Raw genomic sequence first — 13,631 nt, forward strand, 5'->3', positions numbered from 1 at the left:
CGATATAATTGTTTCAAAAAAAATATTAAATAATTATTATTTTTATAGATTTGCCTTATAGACATAATTTCTAATCATCAACTAAAGGAAAGTGGTGAAAAAACAATCTTCTCCTTAATCTATTACAATACCAATTAACGGTCAATATGTTATTTATTCAATGTAAAAGGGGATTTATTATTAGTCTGAGAGCTCAGGATTATTAGGAATATGCAAAATATCCTTAATTGGAAAAAGATAAAAAATGGTTTCATTCCGCAGACGTTACACACCAATTTTGATCAGTTTTTATATGAGCTAACGCAATTAGATCTATATATGCCAACGCATTATGAACTTTGCCCTACCAAAAAAACCCCTCAAAAAATAAAAAACAATCACCTGTATTTATTTACAGTGTTTTTACTGCTATACTGCCAATATTATAACTAGCCTTATGTATTAATTTATTATGATAACTCAACTAACTATTAATAATTTTGCTATTGTGGATCAGCTTCTTGTTGACTTTACTACGGGGATGACCGCTATTACGGGTGAAACGGGCGCGGGGAAATCGATTGCTATTGATGCATTAGGATTATGTTTGGGTAATCGTTCTGATGCCTCATCTATTCGGCATGGGGCTGATCGTGTTGATATTTCTGCAAGCTTTGTGCTGGATGATACGCCGGCTGCATTTGCGTGGCTAAGTGAAAACCAACTTGATGAAGGAAATGAATGCATTTTACGCCGAGTGATTAATCAAGATGGACGTTCTAAAGCATTTATTAATGGTCGTGCGGTACCTATTTCGCAATTAAAAGATGTGGGGCAAATGTTGATTCAAATTCATGGGCAACATGAACATCAGCGCCTGTTACGCAGTGATTATCAACAGTTGTTACTAAATCATTATATGAATGAACCTACGTTGCTTGCCCAAATGCAACAAGCCTATAAACAGTGGAAAGCAGCAACACGAGCTTACCAGCAATACGAAACTACACGACAAGAACGTGATGCGCATATGCAGCTTTTACAATATCAGCTAAAAGAGTTAAATGAATTTTCGCCAATTGTGGGTGAATATCAACAAATTGACGAAGAATACAAACGATTATCCAACAGTGAACAATTAATCAATTTGAGCCAACAATCTGTGATGTTGTTAGATGAAGCGGATGAATATAACGTCAGTAATTTGCTCAGTAGCGTTAAAAATAGTGTTCAAGAATTGGTTGAGCTTGATCCAACTTTACATAATGTGTGCAACATGCTTGAAGAGGCTTCCATTCAGATTAAAGAAGCTAGCTACGAACTTCGTCACTATAGTGAACGTTTAGAGATTGATCCGGCGCGCGTTATGCAGCTTGAACAGCGATTATCTAAACAAATTGCTTTAGCGCGAAAGCACCATGTCGCTCCCGAAGCATTACCCGATTTGCATCAGACCTTGTTAGCTGAATTTAAACAGATCAATCAGCAAGATGAACAAAGCGAACAACTTAAAACTGATATTAGTAAATACCATCAAATTGCGATCGACATTGCGGCTAAATTGCATCAAAAAAGGGTCTCAATAAGTAAAACCTTAGCCAAAAAAGTGACCACCATTATGCATGAACTATCTATGCCAAATGGGCAATTTAGTATCGATATCGCTTTTGACGAAAATCGATTAAATGAAGATGGCGCCGATCAAGTCATCTTTTTAGTCAGCACCAACGCTGGTCAAAATCCACAACCGCTTGCTAAAGTGGCATCTGGCGGTGAATTATCACGTATTGCCTTAGCCATTCAAGTTTTAACGGCGCAAAAAATGGATACTCCTGCTTTAATTTTTGATGAAATTGATGTCGGTATTAGTGGTCCAACTGCCGCTAAAGTGGGGCAGCTATTAAGACAGCTTGGACAATCAACCCAAGTAATTACCGTCACACACTTACCACAAGTGGCAGGGCAAGCAAATCAGCACTATTTTGTTAGTAAACAAACAGATAGCAAACAAACCTCAACCGATATGCAAAAATTGGATAAAAATGGTCGGTTAAATGAGTTAGCCAGATTATTAGGGGGTGATAAAATTACAGATGCAACATTAGCCAATGCGAAAGAGCTACTTATTATCTAACTGAATTGTGGTAATATAGCGCTTTCATCTTGATGTGAAGGAAGCTTGATCATGAGTCTATCGGGTAAACATATTTTGTTAGGCATTACAGGTGGCATTGCTGCATATAAATGCCCCGATCTTGTTCGCCATTTAAAAAAAGCCGGTGCGCAAGTGCATGTTGTTCTGACTGATTCAGCTAGCCATTTTGTGACTAAAATGACCCTGCAAGCTGTTTCTGGCAATCAAGTATCAAGTGATCTCTTTGATCCATCAGCCGAGCTTTCTATGAGTCATATTGAACTTGCTAAATGGGCTGATTTAGTCTTAATTGCACCCGCAACCGCCAATATTATTGCCAAAATGGCTAACGGCATTGCTGATGACTTGTTATCAACCATTTGCTTAGCCACGCCAGCACCAATAGCCATTGCTCCAGCAATGAATCAACAAATGTATAAAGCAGTGGCAACTCAACATAATTTATCAGTATTAGCCTCAAGAAATACTTTAATTTTAGGACCAGATAACGGGTTCCAAGCCTGTGGTGATATTGGACCAGGACGTATGCTTGAGCCACACGCAATTGTTGAAGAAATTGCACACTATTTTAAAGCAACTTCAGCGCTTTCAGACATATCCATTACCATTACAGCAGGCCCAACGATCGAAGAAATCGATCCAGTTCGTTACATTAGTAATTACAGTTCAGGAAAAATGGGCTTTGCAATTGCAAGCGCGGCAGCGCAAATGGGGGCTACCGTTACATTAATTAGTGGACCAGTCCATTTAGATACGCCAAATGGTGTCAACCGAATTGACGTTAAAAGCGCTAAACAGATGTATGATGAAGCATTAAATTGTGCGCAAAAATCAACTATTTTTATTTCGTGCGCAGCGGTTGCTGATTATCATGCCAAAACAGTTGCGACACAAAAAATCAAAAAAACCAGCGATAACGATGAACTTATTATTGAATTAGTGAAAAACCCCGATATTGTCGCAAGTGTCGCAGCACTAAAAACGCATCGCCCATTTGTAGTAGGATTTGCAGCTGAAACCAATAATGTTAAAGCTTATGCACTAAAAAAATTAACAACAAAAAACTTAGATTTAATTTGCGCTAATGATGTTTCAGACAAAACCATCGGCTTTAATTCTGATCAAAATACATTAACGCTATATTGGCAAAATGGTGAGCAAACGTTACCATTAAGCAGTAAACAACAATTAGCAACACAGTTACTTCAAGCTGTTATAACACGATATAAAGCGAGTCATGATGAAAAGAAAAATTGATATAAAAGTATTAGATAAACGTTTGGGTAATGAATTTCCAATCCCTACCTATGCAACCGCAGGATCGGCTGGTATTGATTTACGCGCGATGTTTGATAAAACCACAGAAATCAAACCCGGCGAAACTATCTTAACGCCGACGGGCTTATCAATGCATATTGCCGATCCTAGTTTGGCTGCCTTAGTATTACCTCGTTCAGGGCTGGGTTCAAAAAATGGTATTGTGCTTGGTAATTTGGTTGGTTTAATCGATTCTGATTATCAAGGCCAATTATTTGTTCCTGTTTGGAATCGTAGCCAAACCCCTTTTGTTATTGAAGCTGGCGATCGAATTGCCCAATTAATTATTGTTCCGGTTGTACAAGCCGAATTTAACATTGTTGATGAATTTGTTGAGTCAGCGCGTGGAGAAGGTGGATTTGGACATTCGGGTAAAAAATGACTGTGAGTAGCAAAAATAAAAATCGTAAAGAAGATATCTTACAAGCTTTGGCAAAAATGCTTGAATCTAATGAAGGTACTCAACGAATTACGACAGCCAAATTAGCCGCAACAGTAGGTGTGTCTGAAGCAGCACTATATCGACATTTTCCAAGCAAAACAAAAATGTTTGAAAGTTTAATTGTCTATATTGAAGATATTTTGTTGTCGCGCATTAATGTGATTATTCAAGATGAGCCTAATACTTTTACGCGTTTACAACTTATTCTTGCATTGATATTAGGCTTTTCTGAAAAAAACCCGGGATTAACCAGAATTATGACCGGTCATGCATTAATGTTTGAGCAAGAACAGTTACAAGAGCGGATTAGCCAACTATTTGAACGCATTGAAACTCAAATTAAACAAGTTTTACGTGAACGAAAAATTCGTGAGGGAGTGGCATTTATAACAGACGAACGCATTTTATCTAGCCAGTTATTAGCTTATTGTGAAGGTATGATGGCGCGTTATTCTCGTTCAGGTTTTAAATATCTACCAACCACTAATTTTGATACACGTTGGACTTTATTAGTTAAACAACTGGTTTAGCCAATTTTGCACTAAAACACATTAACAGAAATTTCTATTCCCTATTACCGAGGATAATAAGATGAATTTTGAAGATTTCTTAAATCATACCCTTACCTTTATCAAACGATATGATGGGGTTGTATTTAGCTATATCGCTCATTTCTGCTTTGCTATTCTTATTTTTGTTATTGGTAGAACGATTGCTAGATTTATTAGTAATCAATTAAAACGTATACTATTTAACCGACACGTTGATCCGACCGTTGTTAAATTTGTCAGTGCTTTGTCTTATTATGCCTTCATTGTCATAACATTAGTGGCGGTTTTAGGGCAATTAGGCGTACAAACGGCCTCGATTGTTGCTGTTATTGGTGCCGCTGGTTTAGCGATTGGTTTGGCATTACAAGGTTCGCTATCTAACTTTGCCGCTGGGGTTATTTTAATTATTTTTCGTCCATTTAAAGTTGGTGAAACTGTTGTCATCAATAGCCAGCAAGGCGTTATTGATTCTATACAAATTTTTTCAACCTCTATTGTTACCCCAACGAATGAACTTGTTGTGATCCCGAATAGTCAGGTAGTGAGTGCCAACATTATTAACTATACACGTTTACCTGAAAGACGTTTAGATTTAGTGATTAATGTGGGATATAATTCAGATATTCAAAAAGTTTATCAAGTGTTAAAACAAGCCGTTGATAAAACTAATAATATATTAACCACCAAAGAGCCAACCATTCGATTAGATGTGTTAGATGCTTCCTCAATGAATTTTAATGTTTTAGTTTGGACATTAAATGAAAATTATGGTGTAGTGAAAGGCGAGCTGCTTGAAAATATCAAAAATGGATTAACTGCAAATAATATTAATATTCCATATCCAACCATGGATGTAAACCTTAATACTAAGTAGCCATTTATAAAAACTCCATTGCTCCCTTTCAATGGAGTTTTATTTATCATTTGCTAGTGATTAAAGATCTTGATCCATATTTAAAGCTGGCTTATCGCAATCAGGACAACCCACTACTTTTGCTGGCACGCCGGCAACGGTGGTATGTGGTGGCACAGGATCTAACACAACTGAACCCGCACCAATTTTAGCGCCTTGACCTATTTCAATATTACCTAAAATCGTGGAATGGGCACCAATCATTACTCCCTCACGAATTTTTGGGTGGCGATCGCCATTTTGTTTACCCGTGCCACCTAAGGTGACGGATTGCAAAATAGAAACATCGTTTTCAATTACCACCGTTTCACCAATTACAATGCCGGTTGCATGATCAAACATCACCCCGCAGCCAATTTTTGCCGCAGGGTGAATATCTACCCCAAACACTATTGCAATCTGACTTTGTAAAAAAATCGCCAACGATTTACGGTTTTGCAGCCAAAGCCAATGTGCAATTCGATAAGCTTGTAGTGATAAAAACCCTTTATAATAAAGCAGTGGTGTTGAGTAATAATGAGTTGCTGGATCGCGAATATAAACAGCTAGAATATCGTTTATGGCGGACTGAATAATATTTTCATCAGCTTTATACGCTTGCCGAGCAATTTCGCGAATTTCAATAGCTGGCATAACCTGAGAGACAAGCTTATTAGCTAAAATATAGCTTAAAGCACTCCCCAGATCTTTATGATTGAGTAAAGTTGCATGGAAATAGCTAGCTAACATCGGTTCGCTTTCAACTAGCGCTGAGGCCTCTTGGCGAATGGCTTGCCATAACATATCGGGTTTAACAACTACTTTTGCATCGTTCACGACACGTTCCTGTATACAATAACTAAACTTGCTAATATTGTTTCGTAAACTTAACCTAGAAGCAAGTTTTGTATTCATTTATTATCAAGTTAAAAGGCAAATGGAAACAATATGTTTCCATTTTTTTATCACTGTTAGCACGAATTTAAGATTATTATTGCTTTGCTTTTTTCTCATCGCTTAAAGTAAATATTGCTATCACCGAAGTGAGTAAAACAACACCGGCAAGTATATAAAATGTTGTTGCATATCCTGTATTATCAAATAATTTACCAACTAGCCATGACAACACAATAACACCAAGATTAGAGGAAATATTAAACCCAACCAAATAAAGGGTCGCCGATAGTCTTGCATCAAAATTACCGACGATATACTTAAACATCGCTAAAATAAATAGTGGAATTTCAATTGCATGAAATAGTTTTACTAATGAAATAAAATAAACATTATCCAATGTTGCTGATAATGCAATTCGGCAAATCATAACTAGTGCTGCAACTAACAATGACTTTTTAGCTCCCATTTTGTTAATAAAATAAGGTGCAATAATCATACAAGTTGCTTCTAAAAAAACTTGGAAAGAATTTAAATAACCATAAACTTGATAACCATCTTCTGGCTTTTCGAAAAAGCTAGTATAAAAATTAGGAAATAATTGCTGATCATAGATGGTATAAAAGCTATAAGTACCAATAACAAACAAGACAAACAACCAAAATTTTTGCAATCTAAACAGAGATAAAATTTCACCCATTGTGGGTATGGTCGATGTTTTTTCTGTTAAAGCTGTATTGTTATTTTCGAATTGTGATACTTGATAGTGTGTTGGCTTAAATACTATATTAATCGTAAAAAAGATAGCAGCAACCGCCGATGCCATCCAAAAGTTAATATGCGGATCAATACCAAATAAAATACCGGCAACAAAGGTGGCAATCGCATAACCAAATGATCCCCAAAAGCGAGCAGGACCAAATTCAAAACCAAATAAACGACTAATACGTTCAATAAATGAGTCAGTCAAAGCACTACCTGAAATAAAACTAGCACTTAGAACGGGTGCACCGATACACACACCCAAAATGAAATCATTTTTCAATAAAGGCTCATACACATAAATTAAGAACGGACCAATAAGCACCATAATGATACTTTGAAAAGTTATTACGGCTTTTCCTATTTGTAATTTATCTTGGATAATGCCATAGAAGATCATAAAAAACATGGCTGCAGCAGAATTCGCGGCATAAACAATACCTAACTGCTCGCCTGATAAGCCAATTTTACTTTTTAACCAAATAGCGTAAAAAGACCACCAAAGCGACCATGCAGCATAAAACGTAATAAGATAACCAGATGAGAACCAATAGTTTCTATTTTGTATCATATTCATGTTTATTACTCTTATATTGTTGAAATTTGGTGAAGTTTAACGTTAACATGTTAATGTTAACATTATGACCATATTTAATACGAAATAGATAGAATCAATTATCATAAATGTTAACCTCCTCACACTTTTTATCATTTATATTTGTGGTATCATCTCCCATAAGTAATGACTGATAATCATTTTATCTTGTTAAGCAAAAGGATTAACTATGGCTTCACTTAAGGATGTTGCAAAATTAGCATCTGTTTCACTGATGACGGTTTCACGTGCAATAAATAATCCTGACAAATTAAATAAAGAAACCTATAAACGCGTTAAACAAGCTATTGAGCAACTTAATTATGTGCCTGATTTATCGGCAAGAAAGATTCGTGGTGATAACTCGGGACCTTGTGCTATTGGTGTTTTAGCATTAGAAACCGCCATGACACCGTTTTCAGTAGAATTACTCCAAGCCATAGAAAAAACAGCCCAAAATAATGGATGGAATACCTTTATTGTTAATTTATTTGATGATAAAGATGCCGATCATGCCATTAATACTCTGTTGTCATATCGCCCTAACGGTATTATCTATACCACAATGGGATTAAGAAAAGTTGAACTACCTGAAAAGTTATTAGATAAAAATGTTGTATTAGCTAACTGCATAAGTGATTCAAAGAAACTCGCTTGCTACATTCCAGATGACTATTTAGGTCAATATCAAGCCATGCAACAGGTCATAAATAAAGGCTATAAAAAGCCGCTATGTATCTATTTATCAGAAAACACATTAGCAGGCAAAACCAGACGTAAAGCCGTTGAGCAAGCTTGGCTCGATGCGGGTTATCATTTAAATGCTATTACCAGTTATCACACCTCAATATTATCAGATGACCTTGCACAAGAATATATGATGACGGTTGATATATTGAAACAACATTGTCATAAAACACCAGATTTTGATGTACTGATTTGTGGTAATGATCGAATCGCTTTTGTTGCTTATCAATTTTTACTCGGTCAAGGGTTGAGTATTCCAAATGACATTGCTGTATTAGGTTATGATAATATGGTGGGAACGGGTGAACTATTTTATCCTCCATTAACAACCGTCCAGTTGCCTCATTATGAGATTGGTGAACAAGCAGCATTACATATTATTAATAGCAAAAAACAAAAAGAGATAATACAGGTAGCATCACCTTATTTAGAAAGAGCCTCTTTGTAATTGAAATAAAATATATTAGATCAAACCAAATAAAGGCATAGAAAAACAGATCTAAAACATTGTTTAACCGCCAATGCCTAATCCCATTTTCAATTTTGTCTATTTTACTTTTAATGATGACGGTTAATTCCGTCATTAAATCCTATAATAAATAGATCTATTGCAACGGCATACATTTAAATTTACATTGTTAGATTAAAATTTTTAAAGTAATAAAAATATTATAACTTTCAACGATAATGTAAAAATTATCCATTGTACAATGGGTTAAGTTCTATTATTATAAAAAAATATAATTTAATTATGGAGTATACCTGTGTAGCTTTTTGCGCGTTCTTTCTATCAAGAATTATTATAGTTACTCGCGTGATGCACACAAGTCATATCTTTCTTATCAACTTTTGATAACCTTATAAATGCATTGCTTCACGCTGTAATTTTCTTTTGTTTTTTCAGTGGTGATTAAATTCAATGCAATCTTTACGTAAACAATGGTTTTCCAATATCAAAAATGATGTTCTATCGGGCATCGTTGTAGCACTTGCCCTTATTCCTGAAGCAATTGTGTAACTATCCCCTAAAATAGTACAGCAAAAAAGTAGAAAATTCTCTATGATAAAAGTAAAGGGGGATTTAATTATGAAAAAAATGGCTGAATATCAAATCGTCGCTATTTTAAAAGAAGCTGAAGCGGGTATTCCCGTTAAAGAACTGTGCCGTAAATATGGCATGGGTAATTCAACTTTCTATAAATGGCGGGAAAAATACGGCGGAATGGAAACTTCGGATATCAAATGCTTAAAGGAGCTGGAGGCCGAAAACCGCAAGCTTAAACAGATGTTTGCCGAACTGAGCTTAAAATCCCAGCTTCAGGAAGAAATTATAAAAAAGCTTTAGTGCCCACAACGGCACGTAAAACGTGGGCACAGCAACTACAACAAAATCATTCTGTTATTATTTCCATGAGCTGCGTTATTGTTGGCTTAAGCCGTTGTGCTTACTATTATCAACCTAAGTTACTGGATGATTCGGTGATTATTTCGGTGTTGAATGCTATCACAGACCGGCATTTACGCTGGGGCTTTCCTAAATGCTTTAATCGTATCAGAAAGCTCGGCTATAAATGGAATCATAAACGGGTGTATCGGGTGTATTGTGAATTAAAGCTTAATCTCAGGGTAAAGCGTAAAAAACGCATTCCTCCACGATACCCGGAAAGGTTATTAGTCCCCAATAAACAAGGTGAATGTTGGTCAATGGATTTTATGAGTGACAGTAGTGGTAATCAACGTCGCTTTAGGACATTCAATGTCATCGATGACTTTAATCGTGAGGCGCTAGGCATTGATATTGCAGTAAGCTTACCGGCAGGGAGAATTACCCGTTATTTAGATAAACTGGCCGAATATCATGGGTATCCATTAAAAATACGGGTCGATAATGGGCCAGCATTTACAGGAAAAACCTTTATAAACTGGGCTAAATCACATGATATAGCCATTGATTATATAGAGCCCGGTAGCCCTTATCAAAATGGCTATATTGAACGATTTAATCGTACCTATCGTACTGAAGTACTCGATTTATATCTTTTTAACAACTTAGTGCAAGCAAGGAGAATAACCGAAGAATGGTTAACGATTTATAACACCGAAAGACCGCATGAGGCATTAAATAACATGACACCTATTGAGTATAAAACATTAAAACAGGCAGCTTAATTTTCTACGTGAGTTGTGTACTAAGTTTGGGGTATTTACAATTGCTTTTTCTATTATTGCCGGTGTTGACCCTAAAATGGGGCTGTATGCGGCTTTTTGTATAGCGGTTATTACTGCTTTTGCTGGAGGTCGCCCAGGTATGATATCTGCCGCTACAGGTGCAATGGCGCTAGTGATTGCCGGACTGGTTAAAGCACATGGGGTTGAATATTTGCTTGTTGCGACAATCTTATGTGGTATTTTTCAGATTATTGCCGGTTTTCTTCAATTAGGGAACTTAATGCGCTTTGTTTCTCGCTCTGTGGTAACAGGTTTTGTTAATGCACTAGCCATCTTAATTTTTTTAGCACAACTTCCTGAGCTAACCAATGTGACATGGCATGTCTATGCAATGACCATTGCTGGGCTTGGCATAATTTATCTATTTCCTTATATCCCCAAAGTAGGAAAAATGATTCCTTCACCACTACTTTGCATTCTTATTCTTACCAGTATCTATATGTATTTTGGCATGGATATACGCACGGTGGGTGATATGGGTACATTACCCACTAGCTTGCCTACATTTTTACTGCCCAATGTTCCTTTTAACCTTGATACCTTATTGATTATTCTGCCTTACTCCCTTTCATTAGCCATTGTCGGCTTATTAGAATCAATGATGACCGCAACCATTGTAGATGATATTACTGATACACCGAGTGATAAAAACCGAGAATGCAAGGGGCAAGGTATTGCCAATATCGTGACAGGCTTCTTTGGCGGTATGGCAGGATGCGCGATGATTGGGCAATCAATTATCAATATGAAGTCAGGCGGACGAACGCGTCTATCCTCATTTATAGCCGGAACTGTACTTTTATTATTAGTTGTTTTTTTACAAGACTGGGTAAGCCAAATTCCAATGGCTGCGTTAGTAGCTGTGATGATCATGGTTTCCATAGGAACCTTTAATTGGGACTCGATTAAGAACCTTAAATCGTACCCTCTTTCAACCAATATTGTGATGCTGGCAACTGTAGTTGTCGTTGTATTTACCCATAACCTTGCTTATGGCGTATTTGTTGGGGTATTACTGGCATCACTGTTTTATGCCAATAAAGTCGCTCATTACCTACAAATTCAAACTGAGCAACCCAGCAAGGAACAACGTATTTATACCGTGTATGGACAAGTATTTTTTGCTTCTTCTACCAAATTTATTAGCTCATTTGATTTAAAAGAAGTTGTACAAAAGGTAACAATTGATCTTACCCACGCACATTTTTGGGATATAACCGCTGTAGCAGCTTTAGATAAAGTGGTAATTAAATTCCGCAAAGAAGGGGCACAAGTGGAAGTGTTAGGGCTAAATAAAGCCAGTAGTACAATTGTAGACCATTTTGGCGTTTATGATAAACCAAAGGTGAAACAAACACTAAATAATCACTAAACCAATAAAATAATAAAAAAACGCTACATTGATAGTTTTATCATCATGACTTATTGGTTGTGATTATGTGGAATGAAACAATAAAAATGCAGCTTTTAAAACGAAAATTCACTGCCAATAGGCAGTGAATAGACATTACGCATAAATAGGCTGCAATTGCCAACTTTCCAATTTTGTCACTTTCGCTTTTCCGTTTTCAGCAAAGAGGTTGATAACTCGCTTGGCTGGTAATTGCGGGTAAATACGACTAGTGAGACTATACAAATCATCATTAACAAAAACCTCGACGGATGAGGCATCAACAAAAATATGCAAAGTTAGCTTATCTGTTTTTGGTAGCGGTACGCTACGATAACCGGTTAATTCAAGACCGGATAAACTGCGATCAAGTATAATTCGCTCGGATTGTAAATCAACATATAGTAATGTTGCTTGTTTACCATCTTCTGTGGCTGCAAGCTGCAAACCAAAACGTTCAGCATCACTTTCTTTTAAATCAAATTCAACATTAAGTTCGCAACTAATGGATTGAATATTAGTGGGTTTAAGTTCACTACTCAGCATTATTTCACCAAATGATTTTGATTCTTGCCGCAATGCCTTAAGCTCTTTAATCGGACGATTTCGCACATTATTATTTTGATCTAAAATGAGTTCACGCGGTAGCGTAAATGCACCAGCCCATTTATCTTTTTTGCTTGGCATCGCTGACTGCCACATATCCATCCAAGCAAACACAATACGACGCCCATCGGCCGCAAGAAATGATTGCGGTGCATAAAAATCATGCCCAAAATCCATCTCTTGAAAAGGTTTAACCATTGAAAATTGTTGCCCAGGTTGCCAGTTACCCACAATATAGCCCGATTGAAATAGATTGCGATACTGATAGCCTGTTGCTTTCATGCCTTGCGGTGAGAACATCAAAATCCATTTATCACCCAGCGGAAAAAAGTCAGGGCATTCAAGCATATAAACATCAGGATCGATATCACTTACTACGACATGATCAAATATCCAATTTTTTAAGTCATCTGAACAATAAAGTAATACTTGCCCCACATCATTTAGTGTTCGTTGACCGACCACCATCCACCATTTGCCATCTTGTTGCCACACTTTAGGATCGCGAAAATGCATAATGCCATTTTTTGGCGTAAGTACTATCCCTTGCTTTTCAAAGTGAATGCCATCTTTGCTACTTGCCAGACATTGGACTTGCCGAATCTGCTCATCATTACCTTGACCTGCTAACCAAAGATGACCTGTATAAACTAAACACAATTCGCCATGATTATTAACAGCAGATCCCGAAAAACAACCGCTTTTATCAAATTCTTGATCAGGGGCAATTGCGATTGGCAATCTACGCCATGTAACCAAATCATCACTAACAGCATGCCCCCAATGCATTGGCCCCCAGTTTTCATCGTAAGGATGATGCTGATAAAAAGCATGATATTGACCGTTAAAGTAAATCAAACCATTAGGATCATTCATCCAACCAGCTAAGGGTGCTAAATGAAAATGTGGATAGTACTGTTTATTCATCACTTTTTCTAACGCTTCAACAGCTTGATTGGCTTTATCAATAGCAGTAGACATAAAAACCCCTTTTTTATCCAATAGTAGATACCTTTATCAGATAGTATCTTAATTTAATTGTTAACGTTAACTATTAATAAAGTTAGCGTTA

Annotated in this window: 10 protein-coding genes and 1 pseudogene; 8 read left to right on the top strand and 3 right to left on the bottom strand. The window is 36.6% G+C overall.

What is annotated here, in order from left to right; all coding sequences use genetic code 11:
• The first annotated feature begins 451 nt into the window (after nt 1-451).
• The 5 genes from recN (at nt 452) to GQ593_RS07120 (ending at nt 5,318) form a co-directional block, all read left to right on the top strand.
• Nucleotides 452-2,113, top strand: coding sequence for a DNA repair protein RecN (gene recN / locus GQ593_RS07100; RefSeq protein ID WP_160431411.1), 1,662 nt, complete (start codon nt 452-454; stop codon nt 2,111-2,113).
• Between the two features lie 51 nt (nt 2,114-2,164).
• On the top strand, nt 2,165-3,391 hold the full coding sequence (gene coaBC, locus GQ593_RS07105; RefSeq protein WP_160431412.1) for a bifunctional phosphopantothenoylcysteine decarboxylase/phosphopantothenate--cysteine ligase CoaBC: 1,227 nt from the start codon (nt 2,165-2,167) through the stop codon (nt 3,389-3,391).
• A complete protein-coding gene (gene dut, locus GQ593_RS07110) occupies nt 3,375-3,833 on the top strand; it encodes a dUTP diphosphatase (protein WP_160431413.1) in 459 nt (152 codons plus the stop codon). Before coaBC ends, dut begins: the two co-directional genes overlap by 17 nt.
• Nucleotides 3,830-4,423, top strand: coding sequence for a nucleoid occlusion factor SlmA (gene slmA, locus GQ593_RS07115; RefSeq protein ID WP_160431414.1), 594 nt, complete (start codon nt 3,830-3,832; stop codon nt 4,421-4,423). The genes dut and slmA overlap by 4 nt, the downstream gene beginning before the upstream one ends.
• A gap of 61 nt (nt 4,424-4,484) precedes the next feature.
• Complete coding sequence (locus GQ593_RS07120) at nt 4,485-5,318, top strand: mechanosensitive ion channel domain-containing protein (protein ID WP_160431415.1); 834 nt, start codon at nt 4,485-4,487, stop codon at nt 5,316-5,318.
• 60 nt (nt 5,319-5,378) lie between these two features.
• Here GQ593_RS07120 and cysE read toward each other — a convergent pair whose 3' ends face one another.
• Nucleotides 5,379-6,140, bottom strand: a complete 762-nt coding sequence (cysE, locus tag GQ593_RS07125) for a serine O-acetyltransferase (protein ID WP_272914602.1) — start codon at nt 6,138-6,140, stop codon at nt 5,379-5,381.
• 187 nt (nt 6,141-6,327) lie between these two features.
• Entirely contained in the window at nt 6,328-7,569 is a 1,242-nt protein-coding gene (locus GQ593_RS07130; protein WP_202115406.1) for an oligosaccharide MFS transporter, read from the bottom strand.
• Between the two features lie 208 nt (nt 7,570-7,777).
• Here GQ593_RS07130 and GQ593_RS07135 point away from each other — a divergent pair, with 208 nt between their 5' ends.
• The 3 genes and pseudogenes from GQ593_RS07135 to GQ593_RS07145 all read left to right on the top strand — a co-directional run.
• Nucleotides 7,778-8,782 carry a LacI family DNA-binding transcriptional regulator gene (locus GQ593_RS07135; protein ID WP_160431417.1) on the top strand — a complete coding sequence of 335 codons (1,005 nt, stop codon included), beginning with the start codon at nt 7,778-7,780 and terminating at the stop codon, nt 8,780-8,782.
• A gap of 639 nt (nt 8,783-9,421) precedes the next feature.
• A protein-coding gene (locus tag GQ593_RS07140) for an IS3 family transposase (protein ID WP_442903596.1) occupies nt 9,422-10,503 on the top strand; the annotation gives its coding sequence in 2 pieces (ribosomal slippage) (nt 9,422-9,665 and nt 9,665-10,503; 1,083 coding nt in all).
• 40 nt (nt 10,504-10,543) lie between these two features.
• Nucleotides 10,544-11,935, top strand: a pseudogene (locus GQ593_RS07145) (SulP family inorganic anion transporter); the annotation flags it as partial.
• A 135-nt stretch (nt 11,936-12,070) separates the two neighbouring features.
• Here the strand turns inward: GQ593_RS07145 and GQ593_RS07150 are convergent.
• On the bottom strand, nt 12,071-13,540 hold the full coding sequence (locus GQ593_RS07150) for a glycoside hydrolase family 32 protein (RefSeq protein ID WP_160431418.1): 1,470 nt from the start codon (nt 13,538-13,540) through the stop codon (nt 12,071-12,073).
• Nucleotides 13,541-13,631 lie beyond the last annotated feature (91 nt).

Source organism: Gilliamella sp. Pas-s25 (genome assembly GCF_009795885.1).
Classification (GTDB): domain Bacteria; phylum Pseudomonadota; class Gammaproteobacteria; order Enterobacterales; family Orbaceae; genus Gilliamella.

Excerpts from the sequence above, each read along its gene's own strand:
- GQ593_RS07120 (WP_160431415.1), top strand. The coding sequence starts at position 4,485 with ATGAATTTTGAAGATTTCTTAAATCATACCCTTACCTTTATCAAACGA.
- slmA (WP_160431414.1), top strand. The coding sequence starts at position 3,830 with ATGACTGTGAGTAGCAAAAATAAAAATCGTAAAGAAGATATCTTACAA.
- GQ593_RS07135 (WP_160431417.1), top strand. The coding sequence starts at position 7,778 with ATGGCTTCACTTAAGGATGTTGCAAAATTAGCATCTGTTTCACTGATG.
- coaBC (WP_160431412.1), top strand. The coding sequence starts at position 2,165 with ATGAGTCTATCGGGTAAACATATTTTGTTAGGCATTACAGGTGGCATT.
- GQ593_RS07150 (WP_160431418.1), bottom strand. The coding sequence starts at position 13,540 with ATGTCTACTGCTATTGATAAAGCCAATCAAGCTGTTGAAGCGTTAGAA.
- recN (WP_160431411.1), top strand. The coding sequence starts at position 452 with ATGATAACTCAACTAACTATTAATAATTTTGCTATTGTGGATCAGCTT.
- GQ593_RS07130 (WP_202115406.1), bottom strand. The coding sequence starts at position 7,569 with ATGAATATGATACAAAATAGAAACTATTGGTTCTCATCTGGTTATCTT.
- dut (WP_160431413.1), top strand. The coding sequence starts at position 3,375 with ATGAAAAGAAAAATTGATATAAAAGTATTAGATAAACGTTTGGGTAAT.
- cysE (WP_272914602.1), bottom strand. The coding sequence starts at position 6,140 with ATGTTATGGCAAGCCATTCGCCAAGAGGCCTCAGCGCTAGTTGAAAGC.